Origin of the sequence: Streptomyces parvus, from assembly GCF_014648875.1 — a bacterium.
Lineage (GTDB): Bacteria > Actinomycetota > Actinomycetes > Streptomycetales > Streptomycetaceae > Streptomyces > Streptomyces parvus.
This window is the reverse complement of sequence record NZ_BMRY01000001.1, coordinates 206173-231208: the sequence shown is the minus strand read 5'-3', so window position 1 is coordinate 231208 and position 25036 is coordinate 206173. Positions and strand designations below refer to the sequence as shown.

General features: G+C 69.3%; 15 protein-coding genes, 1 tRNA gene and 2 pseudogenes. 15 read left to right on the top strand and 3 right to left on the bottom strand.

All coding sequences use genetic code 11. The features are described from left to right. Nucleotides 1-742: pseudogene (locus IE140_RS00950) on the bottom strand (hypothetical protein); the annotation flags it as partial. 31 nt (nucleotides 743-773) lie between these two features. Next, nucleotides 774-1337 (bottom strand): MmpS family transport accessory protein, encoded by a 564-nt coding sequence (locus IE140_RS00945; RefSeq protein ID WP_229826658.1) that lies wholly within the window; start codon nucleotides 1335-1337, stop codon nucleotides 774-776. Nucleotides 1338-1649: 312 nt separating this feature from the next. On the opposite strand from IE140_RS00945, the gene IE140_RS00940 reads away from it, so the two are divergent. The 9 genes and pseudogenes from IE140_RS00940 (at nucleotide 1650) to IE140_RS00905 (ending at nucleotide 17043) form a co-directional block, all read left to right on the top strand. Beyond that, the gene (locus IE140_RS00940; RefSeq protein ID WP_150195409.1) at nucleotides 1650-10388 is read left to right on the top strand and encodes a golvesin C-terminal-like domain-containing protein; all 8739 of its coding nucleotides are present in this window, start codon (nucleotides 1650-1652) and stop codon (nucleotides 10386-10388) included. 154 nt (nucleotides 10389-10542) lie between these two features. Further along, the gene (locus IE140_RS00935; protein WP_150195407.1) at nucleotides 10543-11535 is read left to right on the top strand and encodes a hypothetical protein; all 993 of its coding nucleotides are present in this window, start codon (nucleotides 10543-10545) and stop codon (nucleotides 11533-11535) included. 84 nt (nucleotides 11536-11619) lie between these two features. Beyond that, nucleotides 11620-13002, top strand: a complete 1383-nt coding sequence (locus tag IE140_RS00930; protein ID WP_150195405.1) for an SMI1/KNR4 family protein — start codon at nucleotides 11620-11622, stop codon at nucleotides 13000-13002. A gap of 428 nt (nucleotides 13003-13430) precedes the next feature. Further along, the gene (locus IE140_RS00925; protein WP_150195403.1) at nucleotides 13431-13658 is read left to right on the top strand and encodes a hypothetical protein; all 228 of its coding nucleotides are present in this window, start codon (nucleotides 13431-13433) and stop codon (nucleotides 13656-13658) included. A 414-nt stretch (nucleotides 13659-14072) separates the two neighbouring features. Further along, on the top strand, nucleotides 14073-14888 hold the full coding sequence (locus IE140_RS00920; RefSeq protein ID WP_229826657.1) for a DUF3152 domain-containing protein: 816 nt from the start codon (nucleotides 14073-14075) through the stop codon (nucleotides 14886-14888). A 54-nt stretch (nucleotides 14889-14942) separates the two neighbouring features. Then, nucleotides 14943-15086: pseudogene (locus IE140_RS36740) on the top strand (L,D-transpeptidase family protein); the annotation flags it as partial. Between the two features lie 76 nt (nucleotides 15087-15162). Beyond that, entirely contained in the window at nucleotides 15163-15615 is a 453-nt protein-coding gene (locus tag IE140_RS00915; RefSeq protein WP_167533502.1) for a hypothetical protein, read from the top strand. Nucleotides 15616-15706: 91 nt separating this feature from the next. Next, nucleotides 15707-16270: an RNA polymerase sigma factor gene (locus IE140_RS00910; protein ID WP_229826656.1), complete on the top strand. Its 564-nt coding sequence runs from the start codon at nucleotides 15707-15709 to the stop codon at nucleotides 16268-16270. Nucleotides 16271-16272: 2 nt separating this feature from the next. Beyond that, nucleotides 16273-17043: a hypothetical protein gene (locus tag IE140_RS00905; RefSeq protein WP_189459979.1), complete on the top strand. Its 771-nt coding sequence runs from the start codon at nucleotides 16273-16275 to the stop codon at nucleotides 17041-17043. A 483-nt stretch (nucleotides 17044-17526) separates the two neighbouring features. On the opposite strand, the gene IE140_RS00900 is transcribed toward IE140_RS00905, so the two are convergent. Next, nucleotides 17527-17598: transfer RNA gene (locus tag IE140_RS00900), tRNA-Arg, on the bottom strand. A gap of 152 nt (nucleotides 17599-17750) precedes the next feature. Between IE140_RS00900 and IE140_RS00895 the strand changes: the two genes are divergently transcribed. The 6 genes from IE140_RS00895 to thrB all read left to right on the top strand — a co-directional run bounded on the left by IE140_RS00895 (nucleotide 17751) and on the right by thrB (nucleotide 24698). After that, a complete protein-coding gene (locus tag IE140_RS00895; protein WP_229826655.1) occupies nucleotides 17751-18185 on the top strand; it encodes a response regulator in 435 nt (144 codons plus the stop codon). 110 nt (nucleotides 18186-18295) lie between these two features. Next, complete coding sequence (gene nrtL / locus IE140_RS00890; protein ID WP_150195395.1) at nucleotides 18296-19483, top strand: ArgS-related anticodon-binding protein NrtL; 1188 nt, start codon at nucleotides 18296-18298, stop codon at nucleotides 19481-19483. 32 nt (nucleotides 19484-19515) lie between these two features. Next, complete coding sequence (gene lysA, locus IE140_RS00885; protein ID WP_150195393.1) at nucleotides 19516-20907, top strand: diaminopimelate decarboxylase; 1392 nt, start codon at nucleotides 19516-19518, stop codon at nucleotides 20905-20907. A 99-nt stretch (nucleotides 20908-21006) separates the two neighbouring features. Beyond that, complete coding sequence (locus tag IE140_RS00880) at nucleotides 21007-22296, top strand: homoserine dehydrogenase (protein WP_150195417.1); 1290 nt, start codon at nucleotides 21007-21009, stop codon at nucleotides 22294-22296. Nucleotides 22297-22303: 7 nt separating this feature from the next. Beyond that, a complete protein-coding gene (gene thrC / locus IE140_RS00875; RefSeq protein WP_150195391.1) occupies nucleotides 22304-23374 on the top strand; it encodes a threonine synthase in 1071 nt (356 codons plus the stop codon). Between the two features lie 406 nt (nucleotides 23375-23780). Further along, the gene (thrB, locus tag IE140_RS00870; protein WP_075264223.1) at nucleotides 23781-24698 is read left to right on the top strand and encodes a homoserine kinase; all 918 of its coding nucleotides are present in this window, start codon (nucleotides 23781-23783) and stop codon (nucleotides 24696-24698) included. Nucleotides 24699-25036: the final 338 nt, after the last annotated feature.

The following is a 25036-nucleotide window of genomic DNA, read 5'->3' as shown; positions in this document are numbered from 1 at the left end:
CGGCCGGCTCCGGCGGATCCTGTGTCGCCGTCTCGGAGGGGGCCGGGGGCGTGGGCGGCTGTTCGGTGGCCGGGGCCACGGCCGACTCCGTGGCGATTCCGGTCGGTTCGGGTGCGGTGCTCGGCGCGGGGGCCTCGCCGGGGACCGTGGGGCTCGGTGCGGCGGTGTCCGTCTTCTCTGGCTTGGCGGACGGCTTGCCCTTTCCGTTCCCCTTGCCGCCCTTCGTCTCGCCCGGGTCGATCATGTCGAGCCGCAGCGCGTCCGGCACCGCGGTCTCCTTGCCGCCGGCCACGACTCGTGCTTGGACGGCGTCCGACGGCCCCACCCACAGCGGCTCCGAGGCGCCGCGGACGCCTGAGGCGTCGCCCTCCTTCGTTTCCGGGGCCCGGATGCCGAAGTCGAGATCGCGCCAGTCGGTCCAGGCGCCGTCGTCCGCGCTGCGGGTGCGTATCTGAGCGGTGCCCTCGAAGTCGTCGGCGCTGTTCTCCCATGAGACGCCGACGAGTGAGAAGAGCTGTGTCTCAGTGCGGGGCAGTTCGCGCTTCTTGGCGTCCTTGCCTGCCAGCGCCAGCGTGTGCGCCTTGGCTGGTCGGGAGCTGTCATCGGTCCCGGTGTCGCCGGAGCCTCCCGTGGCGGTCACGGCCGTCACACCGGTGCCGGCCAGGACCACGGCTCCCGCCGTCAGCCAGATGGTCCGCTTCGACGTGCTTGCCCGCCGCGCGCGGGTCCCTCTCGGACTCATGCCCATCCCTCGTGAAGCTGCTGTGTGATGATCAGTTTTCGGTGGCGGGCAGTTCGCCCGCGCAGGTGGCGCGCCCGAATTCGTTCATGGCCGTAGCTCTTTGGGCGTGCTTGCCGCGGATGGCGAGCGTGCAGGCTGCCTGTCCGCCCTTCTCGCCGAGGACGATGGCCACGGTCGGGGCTTTGCCCAGCGGCACCTGGACGGTCTGCTTCCACGGCAGCTTGGCGTCCCGGACGACCGTCGCCTGGCCGTCCTCGTCGCGGCCGAGGTACGAGATCTCGACCGGGCCCTCGCCCGTGACCTCGTACGTCACGGCGGCGGTCGGCACGGTGGGTGCCTTCGGCTTCTCCTCCGTGTCGAGCACGCCGTAGCCGACGAGGCCGCCGCAGGCGAGCAGCAGGGCGGCGGCGATCGCCATTCCGGCCCGGCTGCCGTCGGTGCCCTTGTCCGGGCTCTTGTTCGCCGTCCCGGTGTCTGCCGTTTCCGTGTTCGCCGCTTCCCCATCCGCGGGTTCCGCGTCTGGGGCTTGCGTATGAAGCGTCTCGACGGACATTTCCTCCGGCTCTGGGCTCTCCGTGGATTCCTTGGATGGCATGAACGAGTCCCGGCTTTCGGTGGGTCGAATCGATTCTGGAGTCGAACCGGGCGGTTATACACCACGTGGAGAGAACCGCGCGAGCGACGGGACAAAAGGGGCGAAGCCATCGCCTTTCAGGGTCGGGTTGCCCAGAATGTCCGTGGGCTTGACGGGATTTCACTGAAGTGGTCAATAATCCGCTGCCGCGCCCGTGAACCGGCCTTTCGGCTGCTCGCATGCGGCTGCACAGCCATGCTCAAGGCCGGGCCGGAACTCTCCGCTCGGCTCGTTCGGCGTGCCCGTTTCGCGCTCGTCGGGGGTCGGCCGCCGATGTCGAAAGGTAATGACGTGAAGGTTCCCTACAGGAGATATCTCTCCTGTCTGGTGGTCGCAGCGGTGGCAGGCACGCTACTGCCGCAGGTCGCTTACGCGGCCCCGCCACCACAGCCAGAAAAGGACGATGGTAAGGGAATTATCGAAACCGCCACCGACTGGTTCGGAGGAGACGGCAACGAAGGCAAAGAACCGCCCTCGTACGGCAACCACGGAATAGCCGACCGACAGAAGCTGGCCAGGGGAAAGAACGATCTGAAGGGTAAGCGGGTCAAGGAACTGACCTCCCGCCGGACGCCCACGGCGCGCTTCTGGCAGCTCTCCGACGGCCGCGTCGAGGCCGAGTTGTCGGCCGCGCCGACCTCGTACAAGGACACGGCCTCCAAGAGCTGGAAGAACATCGACACCCGGGTCGCGGAGACAAAGGCCAAGGGCTTCGAGTTCGCCAACACGGCCAACACCGGCCGCAGCTGGTTCGGGTCCGACCCGGACCGGCTGCTCCGCTTCGAGGCCGGTGACGGCGGCCGGTCGGTCACGCTCGGGCTGGAGGGCGCGGGCGCCCGTCTCAAGCCGGAGGCGAGGGGCGCTACCGTCACCTACAAGGGGGCGGCGAACGGCGCCGACCTCTCGTACCAGGTCGGCCCCGGCCGGGTGAAGGAGAACATCACCCTCGCCGAACGGCCCGCCGGCCCGGTGAAGTACACCTTCACCCTGAACACCGAGGGCCTGAGCCCCAAGGCCCGCAAGGACGGCTCGATCGCGTTCTTCGGCGAACTGCCGAACACCCCGGTGCTGGTCATCCCGGCGCCGTACATGACCGACGCGAAGAAGTCGGCCTCGTCGCCGTACGGGTACGAGTACAGCGCCGCCGTCACCCAGAAGCTCTCCCGCGACGGCGACGGCTGGAAGCTCACCGTCACGCCGGACGCGAAGTGGCTGGCGGCGAAGGAGCGCCAGTACCCGGTCGTCATCGACCCGACCATCACCATCGCGCCCTCGCCGTCCGGTTCGCAGGACACGATGGTCCTGTCCGACCAGCCGGGCGTGAACTTCAACTCCGCCTGGAACCTGTCCGCCGGCAAGACCTCCAGCACGGCCCAGGCTCGTTCGCTGCTGAAGTTTCCGCTGGACGAGATTCCGGCCGGCGTGAAGGTCGACGGGGCGCGGCTGGGCGTCTACTTCGACCAGTCGCACACCACTAATGGCAACGATGTGACGATGGAGGCCCACCGCGCCACCGGCGCGTGGGACGAGTCGACGGCGAACTGGTCCAACACCTCAGGACTGTTGGGCGAGCTGTCCGGCACCAGCGTCCAGGCCGACGACGGAGACGCGGGTACGACGGCGGCTACCGGCACCTGGCCCGCCTCCGGCTCGACGCTGACCCAGTACGCGATCGGCCAGGACTACCACTACAACAAGGACGCCGTCGCCGGGGACAAGTACACCTGGCAGCCGAAGGTCACCGACACAGCCTCCTACCGCGTCGACGTGCACTACGTCGCGGCCACCGACCGGGCGACGAACGCCCCGTACACGGTGACCCACCGGGACGGCACCCAGACCTTCACCGTCGACCAGAGCGCCGGCACCAACGGCGTGTGGACCTCGCTGAACGGCGGCACGCAGCTGCCGTTCGACAAGGGCACCGTCGGCAAGATCGTCCTCGGCGACGGACCGGCCTCCGCCTCGACCTCCGTCATCGCGGACGCCGTCCGCCTGGTGAACCCCGCCCAGATCGTCAAGAACAAGGGCGAGTACAACCAGTGGCACGAGTTCCCGGTCGCCGACACGGTGCAGAAGTGGGTCGACGGCACCGCGAACCACGGCTTCATCCTGAAGGCGAAGGACGAGTCGTCCACCGGGCCGCTCGGCGGCCCCCGCTACGAGGCCGGTGACGGCTACTACGGCGGCGAGACCTCAAGCATTCCGCGGCTGAACGTCACCTGGGGCCGCGTCGGCACCGTGCTCGACTCGCCGACCGTGGTGCACTCCACCGGCCCCGAGCTGCACTGGCCGGCGTACAAGAACACCGCCGGGGACACGGGCGCGGACATCGTCGAGTACCAGCTGCACCGCTCCACGCAGCAGGACTTCACGCCCTCCGCGGCGACACTGATCGCACCGATCGGCAAGACGGCCACCGCGTACACCGACACCACCGCGGTGCCCACCCCCGACTCGTCGTCCAGCGAGATCGGGAAGTCGTACTACTACCAGATCGCGGTCAAGACCGAGGACGGCGATCTGCTCGGATCGCCGACCCGCGTCGTGGGCATCCCCAAGGCCGGCCGGACGATGAAGATCATCCAGGGCAGCCAGGGCGGCGTCACTGACACCACCCTCTCCTCCGCCCAGCCGACCACCAATCAGGACACCATCCAGTCCTGGGACGTCGGCCAGAAGTGGCTGAGCGTCGGCAACAACTCCGGCACCTACGGCAAGACCCGTGCCGTGCTGAAATTCCCCACCAGCGACATCCCGGCCACCGCCACGGTGCTCGACAACCGGATGTACATGTGGGGCGCCGAGACCACAACGGGCAGTAACGGAGCGATCTACGAACTCCATGCTCTGACACGAGACTTCGCGGAGACCGGCGCTACCTGGAACAACGCGACCTCCACCACCCCTTGGACCAGCCCGGGCGGTGACATGAACGCCGCCGTCTCCGACACCGTGGCGGACATGGCGGACGTCGGCCGGCACTGGTGGGACGCCACCAGCCTGATGCAGAACTGGGTGAAGAACCCGGCCGGCAACAAGGGCGTCGCGGTCAAGCTGAAGGACGAGTCCACCACCGGCCCGCAGGAGCGCAGCCTGTTCCTGTCGGCGGAGGCCGCCGACCCGCAGTTGCGCCCGTATATGCAGGTCATCTACGTCGACTCGACCACCTCCTCGACGTACTACGCCCCCACCACCCCGTCCCGGATGACCCCGAACTCCACCTACACGGTGGACTTCACGGTCACCAACACCACGTCCTCGGCGTGGGCAGCGGGCGAGCGGGAGCTGTCCTACACCTGGAAGCTTCCCGATGGCACGGACGTCACCACCGGCGGCAACCAGCTGGAGACCCCGATCCCGGCCCTGCTGCCGGGCAAGTCGGCCACCATCCAGGCGCAGGTCGCCACCCCGATCAACTCGGACTCGGGCAACAAGCGCAACGAGTACGTGCTCGGCTGGGACGTCCGCAAGATCTCCGACGGCAGCTGGCTGTCGGCGGGCACGGGCGGCATCCCGGCGCTGAAGCAGAACGTGGCGGTCGAGGACCCGACCTCCAACCAGCTCGGCCTGGAGAAGTTCTACTCGTACACGGGCAAGAACACCGGCGCCGGGTCGACGGTCATGAACAACCTGTCGTCGGGCAACAGCGTCTGGTCGTACAACGCGTTCACGAACCCGGGGCGGGGGCTCACCACCTTCGCCCGGTTCGCGTACAACTCGCAGGACACTTCGGACACGGTTGCCGGTCACGGCTGGTCGTTCCAGGCTGCCGGCCCGATCCGGCTGGGCGCGCCCCTGGACTTCCACCCGAATCCGAACCCCACGGAGATCCGTCTCCCGGACGGCGACGGCACATCGCACGTCTTCCGTAAGCAGGAGGACGGCACCTGGAAGGCCCCGGCGGGCGTCCACTACCAGGTCACGATGAAGCCGGGCCTGGACTGCAAGCCGACCAAGGACCCGGTCCCGGACGCCTGGACGCTGACCCGCCCGGACGGCACCCGCTTCCTCTTCGGCTGCGACGGCTACATGACGTCGACCGTCGACAAGAACGGCAACACCCAGACGTTCACCTATGAGGAGCGCAAGTCCAACAACAAGCCGACCAAGTTCCTGAAGTACATCACGGACCCGGCCGGCCGCACGTCGCTCACCGTCGAGTACTACAAGAAGGGTGACCCGTCCTACGAGTACATCGACGACTCGGGCGCGAAGGTCACGGACTCGAACCTGACCAACTCCAAGATCTACGACCACGTGAAGTCCATGACGGACATCTCGGGCCGCAAGATCGCCTTCTACTACACGGACAAGGGCCTGCTGGGCCAGTTCACCGACGGCCCGGGCTCCAGCCAGCCCAAGGACTTCACGTTCACCTACGACGCCACGCAGGGGAACAAGAACGTCAAGCTCGTCAAGGCCACCGACCCGCGCGGCAACGGCACGGGCCTGGCGTACTACGCGCCGCAGGCCGGTGACGACCCGAAGTACCACTGGTGGACGAAGACGATCACCGACCGTCTTCAGGGCACCACCGGCTTCGCCTACGCCGTGAACGCCACGAATCCCAAGTTCACCGACACCAGGGTCACCGACTCCGAATCGCACGCGACCGACTACGTGGCGGACGACTTCGGCCGCCCGGTCCAGACGACCAACGCCAAGTCGGAGACCACGCGGATGTCGTGGGACGCGGACAACAACGTCACCTACCTGGAAGAGGACAACGGGGCCAAGACCGCCTACTGCTACGACCAGAAGACCGGCTACCCGCTCTGGTCACGCGACGCGGAGAACAACAAGGCCGGCGTCCCATCTGCCGCCGACTGCGCTCCGGGCGCCTACCCCGCAAACTCCTCGCAGTACACGTACCAGACCCGCTCCGACGGCTTCGCCGCCGACCTGGCCACCAAGACCTCACCCGAGGGCCGCAAGTGGCAGTTCGGCTATGACACCTTCGGCAACCTCAAGACGGTCACCGACCCCAAGGGCGTCGCCACCACGACGGCGGGTGACTACACGACGTCGTACGACTACGACACCCACGGCCAGATGACCAAGGCGACCGACGCCAACGGTAGCCCGACGACGAACAGCGACTTCGGCCCCACCGGTTACCCGGCCACGATCACCGACGCGCTGAACAAGTCCACGTCGTTCGTGTACGACGAGCGCGGCCAGGTCACCGAGGTCACCAACGCCCTCGGCAAGAAGACCACGCAGACGTATGACACCTTCGGCCGCCCGAAGCAGAACTCGGTTCCGAAGGACCAGGACGCGGGTGTGCTCATCACCACCCCGGCTCCCGTGTACGACGCCAACGACAACGTCATCAAGTCCACGGCGCCGAACGGTGCGGTCTCGACGGCGGTCTACGATGTCGCGGATCAGCTCAGCTCGGCGACGGCGCCCAAGGACACGGCGACCTCGGCCGAGCGGAGGACGTCCTACACCTATGACAAGGTCGGCAACCTCACGACCGTCACAGAGCCGAAGGGCGCGCTGACGACATCGGACGCGACCGACTACGTCACCACGAATCACTACGACGAGATCTACCAGCTCACCTCGGTGGTCAACTCCGCGGGCGACCGGATCTCCTACTCGTTCGACAACGTCGGCAACACGGTGCGGGTCGTCGACCCGAAGAAGAACGCGACCGCCGACACGACCGACTACACGTCCAAGATCGCGTACGACCTGAACCACCGAGTCACCACCTTCACGGACGCGGCAGGCAAGGTCACCTCGCGGACCTACGACAAGGACTCGCTGGTCCTCACGTCCACGGACGCCGCGAACAGCACCACGACCCTCACCTATGACGAACGGGGCAAGCAGACCGAGGTCAAGGCTCCGTACGACGGGGAGAAGTTCCGCACCACCAAGTACGAGTACGACCAAGTCGGCAATACCACCAAGGTGATCTCGCCGCGGGGTGCTGCGACGGCCACTGCGGACGACTTCACCACGCGTACCGAGTACGACGCGCTGAACCGTCCGGTCAAGCAGTTCCAGCCGTACGACCCGGCGGACGCCCGCTACAACGACCCGAACGTCTACACCGAGACGGTCTACGACGCGGTGGGCCAGGTGGAGCGGCAGTCGCTGCCGCCGTCGGAGGGCCAGACCGTCCGCAACGACACCGTCTTCGAGTACTTCGACAACGGCTGGCCGCGGAAGTCCACCGACCCGTGGGACATCACCACGACGTACGACTACACCGAGCTCGGGCAGCAGAAGGCGCGCACGCTTACGTCGGCGGGCGGTTCCTCGGACCGCACCATGACCCAGTCGTACTACCCCGACGGCAAGCTCAAGTACAAGTCGGACGACGGCGTGCCGGTGGGCAAGTCGGTCGTGCTCGTCGACAACTCCGACATCCAGAACAGCTCCACCACGGGAACCTGGACGAAGGGAGACATCGCCGGCCAGCAGGGCTACGACCACCGGACCCACGCGGCGGGCACGGGCACCGACGCCTTCACCTGGACGCTCAACATCCCGAAGGACGGCACGTACACGGCGTACGTGAAGTACCCGCGGGTCACGGGCGCGGCGACGGCGGCGAAGTACACGCTGTCGCAGGGGACGTCGACTCAGCCCTCCGTCACCAAGGACCAGACGGTTGGCACCAGCACCTGGGTTGCGCTGGGCTCCTTCAGCCTGAAGCAAGGCAATGACGCCCAGCTCAAGTTGGAGCAGAGCGGTTCAGGCGTCGTGGTCGCCGACGCGGTCAAGCTGGTGCGGGACGCGTCCGGTGACACGGACAACGAAAAGAAGTCCTTCACCTACGCCTACGACGCCAACGGCAACCTGAACTCGATCGACGACACCTCGTCGGGTGCGAAGATCGACGCCTACACGATCACCTACACCGGCCTCAACCAGGTCGAGAAGGTGACCGAGGCCCTCGCGGGCCAGGAGAAGAAGGTCACGTCGTACACCTACGACGCGAACGGCCAGGCGGACACGGTCACCCACCCCGACCAGTACGCCAAGTACACCTACGACCTGCGTGAGCTGGTCAAGAAGATCTCGATCGGCAAGTCCGCCACGGACGCGTCCCCGAAGGTGTCGTCGTTCACGTTCACCGAACGCGGCCAGCGGCTCAAGGAGACCAAGGCCAACGGCAACACCGTCGACTACACCTACTTCCTCAGCGGTGAGGTGAAGTCGACCACGGAGAAGAAGGACTCCGGAACTCTCGTCTCCTCACACACCTACGCCTACGACCTCAACGGAAACAAGGCACAGGACGCGGCGAAGAAGATGAACGCCGACAACCACGCGGCGTACCTCGACTCCACCACGGCCTTCACCTACGACCCCGTCAACCGGCTCGCCAAGTCCGTCAAGACGGGCAATGGGGCGAGTACGGACACCTACGTCCACGACGACAACGCCAACGTCATCCGGCAGACGGTCAAGGGCGGCACCACCGACTACGTGTACGACCGGAACCGGTTGCTCAGGGCCACCACCAGCGGCTCGACGGCGACCTACAACTACGACCCGTTCGGCCGCCAGCAGTCGGTGACGAGCGGCGGACAGGTCATCTCCCGGAACGTGTACGACGGCTTCGACCACGTCGTGGAGTCCCAGAAGCTGGACGGGACGGGCGCGATGAAGTCGACGAAGTACACCTTCGACCCGCTCGACCGCACCGCCTCGAAGACTGCCGACGGCAAGACGACGGACTTCAACTACCTCGGCCTGTCCGGCGAGGTGCTGAGCGAGGAAGTCGCCGGCCAGCTCACCAAGTCCTACCAGTACAGCCCGTGGGGCGAGCGCCTTTCCCAGGTCAAGCACAACACCGACGGCACCAGCGAAGACGGCTTCTACGGCTACAACTCGCACACGGACGTCGAGACCCTGACCGACAAGAGCGGCGACACCAAGGCCACGTACGGCTACACGGCCTACGGTTCCGACGACAAGTCGGAATTCACGGGCATCGACAAGCCGGACGCGGCGGACCCCACGAAGCAGGAGTACAACCCCTACCGGTTCAACGCGAAGCGCTGGGACGCCAAGTCGGGCACGTACGACATGGGCTTCCGTGACTACGACCCGGGTCTCAACCGCTTCACGACCCGGGACATGTACAACGGCGCACTCGCCGACATGAGCCTCGGCGCCGACCCGTTCACCGGCAACCGCTACGCGTTCACCGGCGGCAACCCGGTGAGTAACGTCGAGATCGACGGTCACTGGTTCGCGATTCCCGCGGTCGCCTACTGGGTGGCGGGGGCCCTGGGGCTGTCTCTCTACGCGGCTACACCGGAGGGCCAGGACAACCTCAACGACGCCGCCATGGCGTTGAGCCGGCTGATGCCGTCCGCGGAGGACGCCGGGTCCAGCTCGTCCAGCGGGACGCGGAACGCGGCCACGCCGTCACCTTCGCCTGGACCGGCTCCCGCCCCGTCCGGGGGCGGCGGCTCGAGCGGCCCCAAGGGAACGGTCACAGGCACGGCCATTTCGACGCTGGTCCGGATCTGGGCAGGCACGTCTGGGCAGTCCAGCCCGGACAAGTCGCTTCAGCGCAAACTGGTCGACCGGGCGGGCGAGGAGAACAAGAAGTGCCAGGACTCCACCGGTCCGAGCACGGTGTGGAATTCGCCGGTGGACGGACAGGGCCGGGCCACGGGCGGGTTCGCCTGTCTCGATCCGGCTGCGCCGGCGACCAGGGACAACCGGGAGCCTCAGGACCCGGTCGGCTGGTCGCTGCAGGGGAGCGCCGACGAATGGAACCGTGCTCATCTCATTGCCCGCGAATTCGGCGGGAGTTCCCGTAGAGAGAACATTGTCCCCACGACGAAGTACGCGAATCAGACTGCGATGCGAGCTGTCGAGTACGAGATCGAGAGGCGTCTCAAGTCAGGCGATCGGGTCTACTATCAGTCGGTCCCGATCTATGTTCCCAACCGGACGAACCCGATTGGAGTGCATATGTACGTGTCGAGCTCTTCGGGGACATTCTCGCGGCTGATAAGCTCAGGAGTTTGAGTCTCCTGAGGGACTGATCCGCCGCAGCTGAGGCGGTGGGGGTGAGCGGCCGGCCGCTCACCCCCACCGCCGCCGGCGTTGTCGTAGATGGCGAGGCCCGTTCCTCGCCGAAGGGGCGGTCCGGATGCGGACCGAGGATCAGAAAGGAAGAAACATGCACCACCTCGACGTCATCCGACTCCTCGGTCTCGATGTCCCGGCTCCTCCGCCGGAGGGCAGCGGGCACGGGGAAGTGATCCCCGCCGACTTCGAACTGCTGGTCCAAGCGGTGCAGAAGGGTGTGATTGCGGGCTCCGTGGTCCCCACGCGCCCTTACCTCCCAGTGCGTTCGCTGGAGGAATTCACGAAGGATGCCGCGCCGCGCATCGCGGCTATGAAGGAGTCCCTGCGAGCCCGCGAACAGGACGTTCCGCTGTCCTTCTTCCCTCACCCCGGCGGGATGGTTCCGTGGGGCCGCACCGCACGTGATGGTGTGCTGATGTGGGACACCACCGACCCGGACACCGAGAATTGGACGACCGTTCTCACCGAATCGGATTTCCAGGTCTGGGTGGACCTTCCGTTCTCCGCATCCGAATTCATCGTGCGGGCTCTTCTCGGGCGCGCCGAAGGAGTTCCCGACTTCGAGACCGATGAGCAGTTCGAATCGGGCTCCTACTGGGATGTCTACGACGACATGCGTGAGACGGCCATGACCCTGGCGAAGCGGGACATCGGGGCAGTGGAACACATCGTCACGATGGTGCGGAGTATCGGTGTTCCGGGCATCCGGCAGTATGCGGAAGAGCTTGTGGACCGGGCTGCCAGCGACTCGTGCGACAGGCTTCCGGAGGACTACGTGGCGGTCATGAAGGAATTCCCCGGCGGGGTCATCGCGGGGGTGCGGGTGTTTTCCGTCGTGCACACCGGCGGCGACAGTGCAGCGAGCCGGGCGGCCCCGGCGCTACGCCGGCTGACCGAGGATCGGCGGTTCCTGCAGTGGGGAGAGGTGGAGGGCCGAGCGGCCGGTTGGCTCACTGCCAAGGACGATCCTCAGGACTGGCGCGTCGGCTACATCGAGCCGGACGGCTCCGCTCTCATCTGCCCGGAGGACGAGACCTTTGCCACCTTCCTGCAACGCCGGCTGCAGGGCAACACACGCGACTGAGCCGCGCCCGTTCGACCCGCCGAGATCGGCGCCTTGCCTGATGCGCACGTTCCTTGCGATCAACCGAACAACCGGAGGACACCGATGCCCTGGAGGCATGACTTCGCGACCTGGGAGCCGTTGCTGCGGCTCGTGCAGTCCTCCAACGCGGAGCAGCTTGCCGTGCCGGGCGGCCATGTGACGGGCCAGATCGGGCACGGCGGCTGGAGTGTGCCCGTGCAGCAGCCTCTCCCCCTGCCGGGACGGGCCGCCCAGGTCGAGGACATGCAGGACGAGTTCACCGCAGTGGAGCGCGTGCAGAGCGCGCTCAAGGCCGACGGCGTGGGCGACGTCTCTTTCATGGTGGAGAGCGCACCGGACGGGAAGACTGTGCTGAGCGTGTTCGACGCGGGTCCGGCCGTGGAGCCGGGCTTTGTCAGTCCCTACCTGGGTGCGCTGCTCCTGGTCGAGGGAGCCGTCCCCGAGCCCTGGCGCCGCCTTCCCGAACCGGCGCCCGCCACGGGGCCGTCGCCGTCGGTGGATCTGGCGCTGCTGGAGCGGACCCTCCGGGAGCGGATGCCCGACGCCATCGGAGCGACCGAGGCAGAGATCGCCGAGGCGGAGGCGCGCCTCGGCATCGCGCTGCCCGAGGAGCTCAAGGTGCTCTACCGGGTGACACATGGGCGGTGGGAGGACGGGGCGGGAGCCTACGAGGCGATGGAGCGCATCGCCGACGCGGTCGGCTGCGAGCTCTTCTCGCTGGACCGGCTGTATGTCGCGGATGTGAAGTCCCGCCCCTCTCCCTGGCGGTTCGCGGCGATGGACGCGGTAGCCACGGCTCCGGACGCTGCGGTGCAGGATCTGGTCGGCTCTCCCGGCTGGATAGTCTTCGGCGACAGCGGTGGAGGCGACCGGGTGGCGGTCGATCTGACACCGGGGCCGACCGGACACGTCGGGCAGATCATCATGCTCGACCACGAGCGGAACATCGGTGCCGAACTGCGCGCCGACTCCCTGACCGACATGGTGGTGAACCGCCGCAACCGCTGGTACTCGGGACGTGCCTGGGACCATCCGCCGGTGGTGGCCCGGGTGAATGTCCGAAGCCTGAACAGCGTGGAGGCCGCCGCGCACCCCGATCTGGAGGTGCTCGGCATCGGCGTATGGGAGGGCGAGCCGCTCAGCCTCGAGCCGCTCGTCGGTCTGCCCCGCCTGCGGACCCTCAGCGCCTACCCGGGTGCGCTCGCCGATCCCCTGGAGATTGCCCATCTGACCGGCCTTGAGTACTTGGAGCTCGGGCCCGAGGAATGGCGCGTCCTCCTTGACGCCGACGCCGTCCCGCGGGGGCTTTCGGCCGCCGCCATCGAGGTGCAGGGCGAACGGCACCCCCTCCCGATCATGGCGCTCGCCAACGAACTCCTCGCCTTGTGGGGCCGCCCGCTGATCACCAGGACCGTCCTCGAAGGCCGCCTGGGCACCGAGAGGTAGCCAGGGCGCCGCCCCGGCCGGTCGATCACCTTTCGGTCGACTGCTTCACCGGCGGCTCAGACACCCACCGGGCCGCCTCGACGGCCCCGACGGCGGCAACGTCGGTTAGTACGTTTACCGGGTGCGCGCCGCCTCCGGCTCGGACGCGCGCACGCTGCAGTACGACATTCCCTGAACCCTGTCCGTGAGCGGGCTTCCGACCGGGCGCTGGACGCGCCCCGGCCGAGAGCCCGCTGCGTCACGCGGTGGTGGCCGACTTGAGGTACGCGACGAAGACGTCCAGGCCGGGTCCGTGACGGTGCGGACGGGCGCTCGGACGGAGACGACGCCGGGGCGGGCGTCGCACACTCCGTGCGGTCCACGGCGGGGAACACGCCGCGACCCTGGGCGAGCACGTCGACGTTCTGCTGATCCTGAGCACCGAGAGGGTGAGGGGCCGCGCGTGCGAGACCCGCGACGGCGTCGACGACCAGGACCTGCTCCGCCGGCACCGGTCCCAACTGGACGCCAGGGTGGTCGGCACGGCGCCGTACTGGATGGTCGAGGACCTCTTGGCGCACATCGGCGAACTTCGCCGGTTCTACCGGAGGCGCCGCCGCCGCGAACGAGGCCGTGGCCAAGCGGGTCTACGCCTGATGTGCGACGGGGAGCGCTGATCACCCGGACCGTCGTCGAAGGCCGGCTGGGCGGGTGAAATGCCGAGTAGGGGGAGGCCAGCACGGAGGTGCGGAGCGCGTTGCAGGTTGCGAGGAATGCCCCGTTAGTCCGTTGGTTTGACCGTCGCCTGTTTGTGCCACTAAAGCTTTCCTGGTCAGGATGGGTGCGTCGGTTCACGCCGGGCCGGGGGACATGAGATCGCCGGGCGCCTGGGGCAGTCCGGGCCACCCGTATTCATCGGCCCGCCGCACCGCACAGTGCCGCGCAGCGCCGTTCAGCCAGGGGGATGGTGAGCCGTGGGTCGGCAAGCACCGAGTCGGCGCAGATCGGTCCCATCCGGCGGTGGCGGCCGAAGACGCCGCGCGCGTGCCGGCAGCCGCAGACAAGCGGGCAACCGCGATGCGGCACGCGGGGTGGCCATCGGCGCATTCCTCTGCGCCACGCTGGGCGGGGGAGCAGCCGTCGCGCACTGGCAGGACACGCAGGCCGAGGCGGTGGCCGAGGACACCGCCACCCCCCTGACGACCCGGCCGGGCGATTCCGGCAGCGCGTCCCCGAGCAGCAGTCCCAGCCCATCCCTCAAGAGCAGTCCGTCCCTGAAGGCCGCTGCTTCCACGTCGCCGTCACCGTCGTCCTCCCCGGAGGACGACACCATCGACGTTCCCGCCACCGGCCCCGGTACGTTCACGATGTCCCGCACCGACGGGGCAGCTATCGGCAGCGGAAGCCGGGTGGTGCGCTACAAGGTGATGGTCGAGGACGGCATCGACATCCGGGCCGCTGACGCCGCCGCCGAGGTTTCCTCGATCCTCGCTGACAAGCGGGGCTGGGCCCGCAGCGGTACGCACTCGTTCCGGCTGGTGAGCTCCGGGCCCTACGACCTGGCGGTGAAGATCGCCACGCCCGGCACGGTCGACCGGATCTGCGGGGCCGCCGGTCTCCAGACCAGGGGCGAGGTGAACTGCCGGGTAGGGGAGAACGTGGTCGTCAACCTCAAGCGCTGGGTGCTGGGTTCTCCGGAGTTCGATGGGCCGATCGGCGACTACCGCGCGCTGATCATCAACCACGAGGTCGGCCACGGCATCGGCCGGGGCCACGAGACCTGCCCGGGGCCGGGCGAGCCCGCCCCGGCGATGATGCAGCAGATCAAGGGCCTGAAGGGTTGCGTCGCCAACGCATGGCCCTACAACCGGTCCGGCGCGTACCTGGGCGGCCCAGCGGTCCCGTGACCCGCGGACACGGCGTCGGCCGAGCCGGTTCTCGCTCTCAGGAGCGAGCCCGTCGCGCTTGGGCGCTGTGCCGGGATCTTCCTGCACGTCAACGGCAAAGGCGCGACGCCCGGTTGCGTGTCCGTGCCACGCGCGACGATGGACCGGTGCACGGGCTGGGTCGAGCCGTCGGCGCGCCCGCGTATCGCCGTCGGATGAGCCGGGAGCGGTCGGAGTGACTGGTCTCACATCCGGTGCCCGTGATGTACGCCCCGCGCAGGTCGCTGGGATCTACATGGATCTGGACTACGAAGCGTTGCCCGACGCGGCCGGCATGCGCGCATACGTGAACACGGTCGTGGGCGGCCTGGCGGCCCGCAGTCGGCTTCCTTTCGACTATTCCGTCGCCAGCCTGCGCCTCGTCGACTTCATCATCGACGGAGCGCGACGCGGCAGTTCCGGTCATGTGGGGCGGCCGATCGCTCTCCTGCAGAACCTCGGTGGGTACACCGGTGAGGTCATCGTCCGCAGGGCCGGTGCGCACTGGGTGGATCTGAGCCCTCAGCAGCGGGAATTGTTCGGCCAGCCCGTCGGCGTCCGGATGCCTGACGGGCGGGTGTGGAATCCGCTGGGGAAGGTGGTCAACCGCTTCGAGACCGGCGGGCCCGAGGAGTCGGTCCAGCGCTTCTATCTGATGCTGCACGGCCGTCGGACCGTTCCGACGGCCCGAAGATCCTGCTCCGTGTGACGCTTTCGTGTCGGTGTACGCAGATCTCATGGGGGCTCGCCCTGCGACACGGGCACGGTGTGCGGTGCCGAGGCAGCACGAAGAGGAAAGCGTGGGGGAGTACGACGCGGAGCTCGGCGCGGCTGTCGAGCGTGCGCAGCGCGGCGACGAGGACGCGTTCGCAACGGCATACCGGCTGGTGCAGCCAGGAATCCTCGGCTACCTGCGCGGGCTGGTCGGCGGCGAGGCCGAGGACGTGGCCGGGGAGGCGTGGCTGGAGATCGCCCGCGACATCGGCCGGTTCCGCGGCGACGGCGCGGGGTTCCGGGGCTGGACGGCGACCATCGCCCGGTACCGGGCACTGGACCACCTGCGAAGGCAACGGCGGCGCCCGCTGATCTCGGTGATCGAGGCGGACATGCTCCAGGTGCCGGACGTGAAGGACACCGAATCGGCGGTGTTGGAGAACTTCTCCACCCGTCAGGCGCTGGACCTGATCGGCGGCCTTCCACGCGATCAGGCAGAGGCTGTACTGCTACGGGTCGTCGTGGGTCTGGACGGTGCATCTGCCGCGCGCGTGCTAAGCAAGCGCCCAGGCGCAGTACGATCCGCAGCACACCGCGGACTCAAGAGGCTGGCGGGACGAGTCGCAGCGATGAACCGCCGCGAAGGATGAGCATGGCACCGGAACGGGAAGACCCCACAACCCCAGAATTGACCGCGCTCCTGAAGTCGGCGGCCCGCGGCGGTGAACTCGACCCCGCGGCGCATGAGCAGGCGCTCAGAGCCTTCCGTACTGCGCGGGACGACGGCAGTCTGTTCGATCGTGCCGCGGACGCACGGCCCCAGGACGACTGGCGGGCTGCCGAACCGCGCCCTCTCGCGGCCGGTCCCTTCCGCATGCCCTCGCTCAAGGTACTGCTCGCGGCGGCGGGCGCCGCCGTCACTCTGGGAGGCGTGGCCGTCGCGGCCGGGACAGGGGCGATTCCCTCGCCCTTCGAGCGCGGCGGTGGCGCGCGGCAGGACGCGCCCACGACACAGCAGCCCAGTGCCCCACCGTCCCGGACAGCTACACCGGAGGGTCAGCTGCCCGTGCCACCACGTCCCGATCCGTCGGTGGGCCGCTCGCGACACCCGGGGCCGGGGCCCGATGCCGAGCACGCTGACACCCGCGCCCAATGCAAGGTGTACCTGCGTGCAGTGGAACGCCACGGCACCGCGCCTCGAAGCCGGTCCATGGAGCGCCTCGAGGAGAAAGCCGGCGGCGCGGCGGAGGTTCCCGCTTACTGTGCCCGGCTGACACGAGACACGGCCAAACCGCCAGGGCCGGAGAAGGGTAAGTCTCCGGATGCCGCGAAGAAGAACGAAAGAGCGCCGGGGCAGTCGCTTGACAACGAGTCGCAGCAGGACCGCCAGGCGCCGAAGAAGGCCAAGGGCAAGGAGGAATGACGGTGCCTGGCCGAGCAGCGCGGAGGACAAGCCCGGCGCGGCCCGGACATGAAGGACGACCGGGGCCGCCACCCCACACGGCATGCAGGACCTCCTGTGCCTGGCTGCCACCGAAGAGACGCCCGCGCCACACATCGTCATTTTGGTGCCCGACGGAGGGGGAAAGAGTGACGACCCACCACACCGTGTGCGTTTCGGTGTGCCGTCCGCCATATTCAGGCAGGTCAAACGCGGTTTTCAGGGAAAGAGACGTTCTTGGCCTGTGGGTTGGCGACACGGTCGGAATTTCGCCGTGAGTACGGCCACCGAATGCCTCGCGAAGTGACTTTGACCTGCGAAAATCTGCCAACAGAGGAGGCAGGGTGCGTCGTTCGGGGCGCTACGCGACTCGAAATGAGCAACGGTCCGGAGGCCGTGTGCGTTTTGGCATGGAAGCAAAAGACCCTGATCTGCATTCCTGCAGGTCAGGGTCTTGATCCGGAGTGCCCCCGGCAGGATTCGAACCTGCGCACCCGGCTCCGGAGGCCGATGCTCTATCCCCTGAGCTACGGGGGCGAATCGCGGTGTTGCTCTGCGACGGGTGAAACACTACCAGCTCCCACGGGGTGTCCGTGAACAGGTATTCCGCGGAGGCGACGGCCACCCGTCCGGGGGCGGAAGTGGACAAAACCCGGACGCCGCCCCTCCGGCCGACCTACTCTCGAAGGGTGTCAGGGGCGTACGGCCGCGTGCTTGTTGTCGACGACAACAAGGTCATCCGGCAGCTGATCAGGGTCAATCTCGAGCTGGAGGGCTTCGAGGTCGTGACCGCGGCCGATGGTGTCGAGGCCCTGGACCTGGTCGGGAGAGTGCGCCCCGACGCCATCACCCTCGACGTCGTGATGCCCCGGCTGGACGGTCTGGAGACCGCCACCCGGCTGCGCTCCGACCCCCGCACCCGTGATCTTCCCATCGCCGTCATCAGCGCCTGCACGCCCGACGAGGTTGACGCGGGCGTCGTGGCCGGGGTCGACGCGTTCCTCGCGAAGCCGTTCGAGCCGAGCGAACTGGTCCGGATCATGCGCCGGCTGGTGACCGGGGAGGAAGAGCCCTCGGCGGACGGACGGCGCGGTGCCGGGCGGGCGGGGAGCGCCGCCGGCTGACCGGCGTGGCGGGCCGGGGCGGGCTCCCACGCGCCGTGGAACCGGGCCCGGCTGACCGGATGGCGAAACCGGGTCGCGAAGTGCCCCCCTCTCTCACCTACGCTTGACCCGTGACCCCCGCCGACCTCTCCCGGACCGTGCTGCACGCCGTGCGCCGCGCGGTCGACGAGGATGCGTTGCGCGCACCCGTGCCCGCGCGCGTGCGAGTGGAGCGGACCCGGCCCGGCGGCAGCGGCGACTACGCCTGCGCCGTCGCCCTCCAGCTCGCCGGGCCCGCCGCGCTGCCCGCCCTGGAGGTCGCCCGCATCCTGCGTGAACGCGTCGCCGCCGAGCCCGGCGTGGGGCGGGTCGAGATCACCGGGCCCGGGTTCCTGAGCTTCACCCTCGACGCCCCGGCCGAGAGCGACCGGGCCGTGCTCGCCGCCGTACGGGAACAGGGCCTCGCGTACGGGCACGGGGACGCGCTCCGGGACGAGAACCACCAGTTCCACCACGCGCGGGAGGTCCGCGCCGCCGTCACCGCCCAGACCGTGCGCCGCCTCCTCACCGCCCAGGGCGCCCGGGTGCGGACCACCTGCGCCGAACCGCCCGACCCGGACTGGGTCCGCCTCGGCGTCACCGTCGACGCGCACGGGACACCCCCCGTACCCCTCACCGGGATCCGGCCCGTCCCCGCCGGGGCCACCGCGGGCGAACTGCTGGAGCGGCTCGGGCCCGACGCGGCCCGCTGGGGGCTCCTGCGGGCCGCCGGACACGACCGCGCCGCCCTCGGCCCCGAACTGCTCGTCCAGGGCGAGGCCAATCCGCTCTTCCGGGTCCGCTACGCCCACGCCAGGGCCCGCGCCCTCACCCACGGGGCCGCCGCCCTCGGCTTCACCTCCGAGGCAGCCCCGTACGGCGAAAGCCCCGCCGGGCCCGCCGCGTACGGCGAAAGCCCCGCCGGGCCCGCCGCGTACGGCACAAGCCCCGCCGCGAACGCCGCGTACGCCGCGAACACCGAGCCCGCCGTGCCGCCCGCCCACGTCGCCGCCGCCCGCCCCCTCCTCGACCTCATCGCCGACCACCCCGGTGTCCTGCTCGCCGGGGCCCGTCACCGCGCGCCCGACCGGGTCGCCCGGCAGCTGGAAGCCGTCGCGCACGCGTTCTTCGACTTCCACGACTCCTGCCCGCCCCTGCCCGCCGGTGACGAGAAACCCTCGGCCGCCCACCGCGCCCGGCTGGCCATCGCCGAAGCCGCCGGGACGGTGCTGGCAGGCGGCCTGTCCCTGCTCGGCATCCGCGCGCCCGAACATCTCTGACGAGATCAGAAGAGACCCGAGAGAGCATCACGATGAGCCGCTCCGCACACCCCGCAGGCCCCCGTCACGCCGACGTCCTCCCCGAGGGGCACTACTCCGCGCCCGCCGCCGACCTCAACGTCCTGGACGAGAAGGTCTGGTCGCGCACCGTCACCCGTGACGCGGACGGCGCCCTCACCGTCGGCGGGATCGCCGTCGCCCGGCTCGCCGAGGAGTTCGGCACCCCCGCCTACTTCCTCGACGAGAGCGACTTCCGGGCCCGCTGCCGCGCCTGGGCCGACGCCTTCGGGCCCGACGCCGACGTCTTCTACGCCGGCAAGGCCTTCCTCTCCCGTGCCGTCGTGCGCTGGTTGAAGGAGGAAGGGCTGAATCTGGACGTGTGCTCCGGCGGGGAGCTGACCACCGCCCTCGACGCCGGTATGCCCGCCGACCGCATCGCCTTCCACGGCAACAACAAGACCGTCGCCGAGATCGAGCGGGCCGTCGAGGCCGGTGTCGGGCGGATCGTGCTCGACTCCTTCCAGGAGATCGTCCGCGTCGCCCACATCGCCCAGCGCCACGGTGTGCGCCAGCGCGTGCAGATCCGCGTCACCGTCGGCGTCGAGGCCCACACCCACGAGTTCATCGCCACCGCGCACGAGGACCAGAAGTTCGGTATCGCGCTCGCCGACGGGCAGGCCGCCGAGGCCGTGCGCCGCGCGCTCTCGCTCGACGGCCTCGAACTCATCGGCGTCCACTCCCACATCGGCTCGCAGATCTTCGACATGGCCGGCTTCGAGGTCTCCGCCCGGCGCGTGGTCCAGCTGCTCGCCGAGATCCGCGACGAGCACGGCGTCGAGCTGCCCGAGATCGACCTCGGCGGCGGCCTCGGCATCGCCTACACCTCCGACGACGACCCCCGCGAGCCGCACGAGATCGCCAAGGCGCTCAGCGACATCGTCACGCGGGAGTGCGAGGCCGCGAAGCTGCGCACGCCCCGGATCTCCGTCGAGCCCGGGCGCGCCATCGTCGGACCCACCGCGTTCACGCTGTACGAGGTCGGCACGATCAAGCCCCTGGAGGGGCTGCGGACGTACGTCAGCGTCGACGGCGGCATGTCGGACAACATCCGCACCGCGCTGTACGACGCCGAGTACAGCGTCGCGCTGGTCTCGCGCACCTCGGACGCCGAGCCGATGCTCGTCCGGGTCGTCGGCAAGCACTGCGAGAGCGGCGACATCGTGGTGAAGGACGCGTTCCTCCCCGCCGACCTGGCCCCCGGTGATCTGATCGCCGTCCCCGCCACCGGCGCGTACTGCCGTTCCATGGCGAGCAACTACAACCACGCGCTGCGCCCCCCGGTCGTCGCCGTCCGGGACGGCGAGGCGCGCGTGATCGTCCGGCGCGAGACGGAGGAAGATCTCCTGCGTCTCGATGTCGGCTGATGAAATAGTCATCTCAGGATCCGGACGGGGGTCAGAAACTCCCGTCCGGTGAGTGAGACTGGTCCCCACATGTGCATGTATGAGAAACGAGGTCGGATGATGCGTACGCGTCCGCTGAAGGTGGCGCTGCTGGGCTGTGGTGTGGTCGGCTCAGAGGTGGCGCGCATCATGACGACGCACGCCGACGACCTCGCGGCGCGCATCGGCGCGCCCGTCGAGCTCGCCGGTGTGGCCGTGCGCCGGCCCTCGAAGGTGCGTGAGGGCATCGACCCCGCACTGATCACCACCGACGCGACCGCGCTCGTGCAGCGCGGCGACATCGACGTCGTCGTCGAGGTCATCGGCGGTATCGAGCCCGCCCGGGCGCTCATCACCACCGCGTTCGAGAACGGCGCGAGCGTCGTCTCCGCGAACAAGGCGCTGCTCGCCGAGGGCGGCGCCGCCCTGCACGCCGCCGCCGAGAAGTACGGCCGCGACCTGTACTACGAGGCCGCCGTCGCCGGGGCCATCCCGCTGGTACGCCCGCTGCGCGAATCGCTCGCCGGCGACAAGGTCAACCGGGTGCTCGGCATCGTCAACGGCACGACCAACTTCATCCTCGACAAGATGGACACCAGCGGCGCCGGCTACTCCGAGGCGCTCGACGAGGCCACCGCCCTCGGGTACGCCGAGGCCGACCCGACGGCCGACGTCGAGGGCTTCGACGCCGCCGCGAAGGCCGCGATCCTCGCCGGGATCGCCTTCCACACCCGCGTGAAGATCGGTGACGTGCACCGCGAGGGCATCACCGAGGTCACCGCCGCCGACATCGCCTCCGCCCGCCGCATGGGCTGCACGGTCAAGCTGCTGGCCATCTGCGAGCGCGCCGCCGACGGGGCCTCCGTCACCGCCCGCGTCCACCCCGCGATGATCCCGCTCAGCCACCCGCTGGCCTCGGTCCGCGAGGCGTACAACGCGGTGTTCGTGGAGGCCGAGGCCGCCGGGCAGCTCATGTTCTACGGGCCCGGCGCCGGCGGCTCCCCGACCGCCTCCGCGGTCCTCGGCGACCTCGTCGCGGTCTGCCGCAACAAACTGGGCGAGGCCACCGGACCCGGTGAGTCCGCCTACACGCGCCTGCCGGTCAGCCCCATGGGCGAGGTCGTCACGCGCTACCACATCAGCCTCGACGTGGCCGACAAGCCGGGCGTCCTCGCCCAGGTCGCGACGGTCTTCGCCGAGCAGGGCGTATCGATCGATACCGTCCGCCAGCAGGGAAAGGACGGCGAGGCGTCCCTCGTCGTCGTCACCCACCGCGCGCCCGACGCCGCCCTCTCCGGGACCGTCGAAGCGCTGCGCAAGCTCGACACCGTGCGCGGTGTCGCCAGCATCATGCGTGTTGAAGGGGAGTAAAGGACCCATGACCAGCAAGGGCACCCACCAGTGGCGCGGCATCATCGAGGAGTACCGGGACCGGCTTCCGGTCACGGCGACGACGCCGGTCGTCACGCTTCGTGAGGGCGGTACGCCGCTCGTACCGGCGCAGGTCCTCTCCGAGCGCACGGGCTGCGAGGTGCACCTCAAGGTCGAGGGCGCCAACCCCACCGGTTCCTTCAAGGACCGCGGCATGACCATGGCCATCACCCGGGCCAAGGAGGAGGGTGCGAAGGCCGTCATCTGCGCCTCCACCGGCAACACCTCGGCCTCCGCCGCGGCGTACGCGGTGCGCGCGGGGATGGTCTGCGCCGTCCTCGTACCGCAGGGCAAGATCGCGCTCGGCAAGATGGGCCAGGCCCTCGTGCACGGCGCCAAGATCCTCCAGGTCGACGGCAACTTCGACGACTGCCTCACTCTGGCCCGCGCGCTCTCGGACAACTACCCGGTGGCGCTGGTCAATTCGGTCAATCCGGTCCGTATCGAGGGCCAGAAGACCGCCGCGTTCGAGATCGTGGACGCGCTCGGCGACGCCCCCGACATCCACGTCCTGCCGGTCGGCAACGCGGGCAACATCACCGCGTACTGGAAGGGGTACACCGAGTACGCCGGTGACGGCGTCTCCTCCCGCTCCCCGCGCATGTGGGGCTTCCAGGCCTCCGGTTCCGCGCCCATCGTGCGCGGCGAGGTCGTCAAGGACCCGTCCACCATCGCCACCGCGATCCGGATCGGGAACCCGGCCTCCTGGACCTACGCGCTCGCCGCGCGGGACGAGTCGGGCGGTTTCATCGACGAGGTGACGGACCGGCAGATCCTGTCCGCGTACCGGCTGTTGGCCTCCCAGGAGGGCGTCTTCGTGGAGCCCGCGTCGGCCGCCTCCGTCGCCGGTCTGCTCAAGGCCGCCGAGGAGGGCAAGGTCGACCCCGGCCAGAAGATCGTCTGCACGGTCACCGGCAACGGCCTCAAGGACCCCGACTGGGCCGTCGCGGGCGCCCCGCAGCCGGTCACGGTCCCGGTCGACGCGGCCACCGCCGCCGAGAAGCTCGGGCTCGTCTGAGGTCTTCGAGGCCTTGCCGGACGGGCCGCGGCAGCCGCCGCGGCCCACCGGCCGACCAGGGTGACGCCGCCCGTGCCGACGCCACCCGGTCAACCGTGACAACCCAGCTCAACCGCCCTCTTTCCGGGGCGGAGAGCGCATAGGAGGCGGGCGACACGCATCGTGCGCCTCCTGTGCGCCCTATGTCGCGACAGAACCTTCCTTCGATAAGCTGTACCCCATCCGCCCGACACCCGCCCGACGGTCCGCTGCGGTACGGCAGCCGTCGTGGGCGAACGCGGGACGGGCCACCGGATCCCCGTGTACACCCCGGTGCGCACCATGTCCCGCCCCCGTCCCCGCAGACCCCGCCGCCGCAGATCCACCGCACTGCATCCCCGCCGCCTTACAAGGAGTGGTCCGACCGATGGCCGGTCCCGCGTTCCGAGCCGCCGCCGTCCGGGTGCGCGTCCCCGCCACCAGCGCCAACCTGGGGCCGGGTTTCGACGCCCTCGGCCTCTCGCTGGGGCTGTACGACGACGTCGTCGTCCGGGTCGCCGACTCCGGGCTGCACATCGACATTGCAGGTGAGGGCAGCGAGACCCTGCCCCGCGACGAGAGCCACCTGCTCGTGCGCTCCCTGCGCACCGCGTTCGACCTGCTCGGCGGCCAGCCCCGCGGGCTGGAGATCGTCTGCGCCAACCGCATCCCGCACGGCCGCGGCCTCGGCTCCTCCTCCGCCGCCATCTGCGCCGGAATCGTCGCCGCCCGCGCCGTGACGACCGGCGGCGACGCCCGCCTCGACGACGCGGCCCTGCTGGAGCTGGCGACCGAGATCGAGGGGCACCCCGACAACGTCGCGGCCTGTCTCCTCGGCGGATTCACCCTCGCCTGGATGGACGGCGGCTCGGCCCGGGCGATCCGGATGGACCCCGCCGACACCGTCGTGCCCGTCGTCTTCGTGCCCGGGCGCCCCGTGCTCACCGAGACGGCGCGCGGCCTGCTCCCGCGCACCGTCCCGCACGTCGACGCGGCGCTCAACGCCGGCCGGGCGGCCCTCCTCGTCGAGGCCCTGACCCGCCGCCCCGAGCTGCTGCTCGCCGCCACCGAGGACCGGATCCACCAGGAATACCGGGGCCCGGCCATGCCGGAGAGCGTGGAGCTGGTGCACCGCCTGCGCGCCGACGGTGTGCCCGCGGTCATCTCCGGCGCCGGACCCACGGTCCTGGCGCTGACGGAGGAGGGTTCGGCCGACAAGGTCGCCCGACTGGCGGGGGAGGGCTGGGCGGCGAATCGGCTGGCCCTCGACGCGTCGGGCGCCAGTGTGCTGCCGCTGGCCGCGTAACCGCATGTGATTACCGGTGAGCGAGAGGGGGAATGTTTGTTGGAGCCGGTAGTGTTAACCTCAAGTCTGCAACCGACGTCTTTGAGGCGCGTTGCTTCGTGTCCCCCTCCGGGACCACCATTCTTCCGGGAGCCTCCCCAACTGCCTGAGCAGCCTGCCTGAGCAGTTTCGAGCACGCTCCGGAACCGGCACGACACCCCTCGCTCGTCCAGGAGTGGGCCGAGCAGGGGGATCTCGCGCCGGACCCCGCACGTTCATCTCTCCGCCGTACCCGGCGGACCACCGCCCCGGCAAGGTCCGCGATCCAGCAAGATCAACAGACCGCAGTCGGACAGCAC

What these genes read in the sequence shown, in the direction of transcription:
- lysA (WP_150195393.1), top strand. Translation starts at nt 19,516, where the DNA reads ATGAGCCGCTCCGCACACCCCGCAGGCCCCCGTCACGCCGACGTCCTC.
- IE140_RS00905 (WP_189459979.1), top strand. Translation starts at nt 16,273, where the DNA reads ATGGCACCGGAACGGGAAGACCCCACAACCCCAGAATTGACCGCGCTC.
- IE140_RS00930 (WP_150195405.1), top strand. Translation starts at nt 11,620, where the DNA reads ATGCCCTGGAGGCATGACTTCGCGACCTGGGAGCCGTTGCTGCGGCTC.
- IE140_RS00935 (WP_150195407.1), top strand. Translation starts at nt 10,543, where the DNA reads ATGCACCACCTCGACGTCATCCGACTCCTCGGTCTCGATGTCCCGGCT.
- thrC (WP_150195391.1), top strand. Translation starts at nt 22,304, where the DNA reads ATGACCAGCAAGGGCACCCACCAGTGGCGCGGCATCATCGAGGAGTAC.
- IE140_RS00880 (WP_150195417.1), top strand. Translation starts at nt 21,007, where the DNA reads ATGCGTACGCGTCCGCTGAAGGTGGCGCTGCTGGGCTGTGGTGTGGTC.
- IE140_RS00945 (WP_229826658.1), bottom strand. Translation starts at nt 1,337, where the DNA reads ATGCCATCCAAGGAATCCACGGAGAGCCCAGAGCCGGAGGAAATGTCC.
- thrB (WP_075264223.1), top strand. Translation starts at nt 23,781, where the DNA reads ATGGCCGGTCCCGCGTTCCGAGCCGCCGCCGTCCGGGTGCGCGTCCCC.
- IE140_RS00915 (WP_167533502.1), top strand. Translation starts at nt 15,163, where the DNA reads ATGGATCTGGACTACGAAGCGTTGCCCGACGCGGCCGGCATGCGCGCA.
- IE140_RS00940 (WP_150195409.1), top strand. Translation starts at nt 1,650, where the DNA reads ATGTCGAAAGGTAATGACGTGAAGGTTCCCTACAGGAGATATCTCTCC.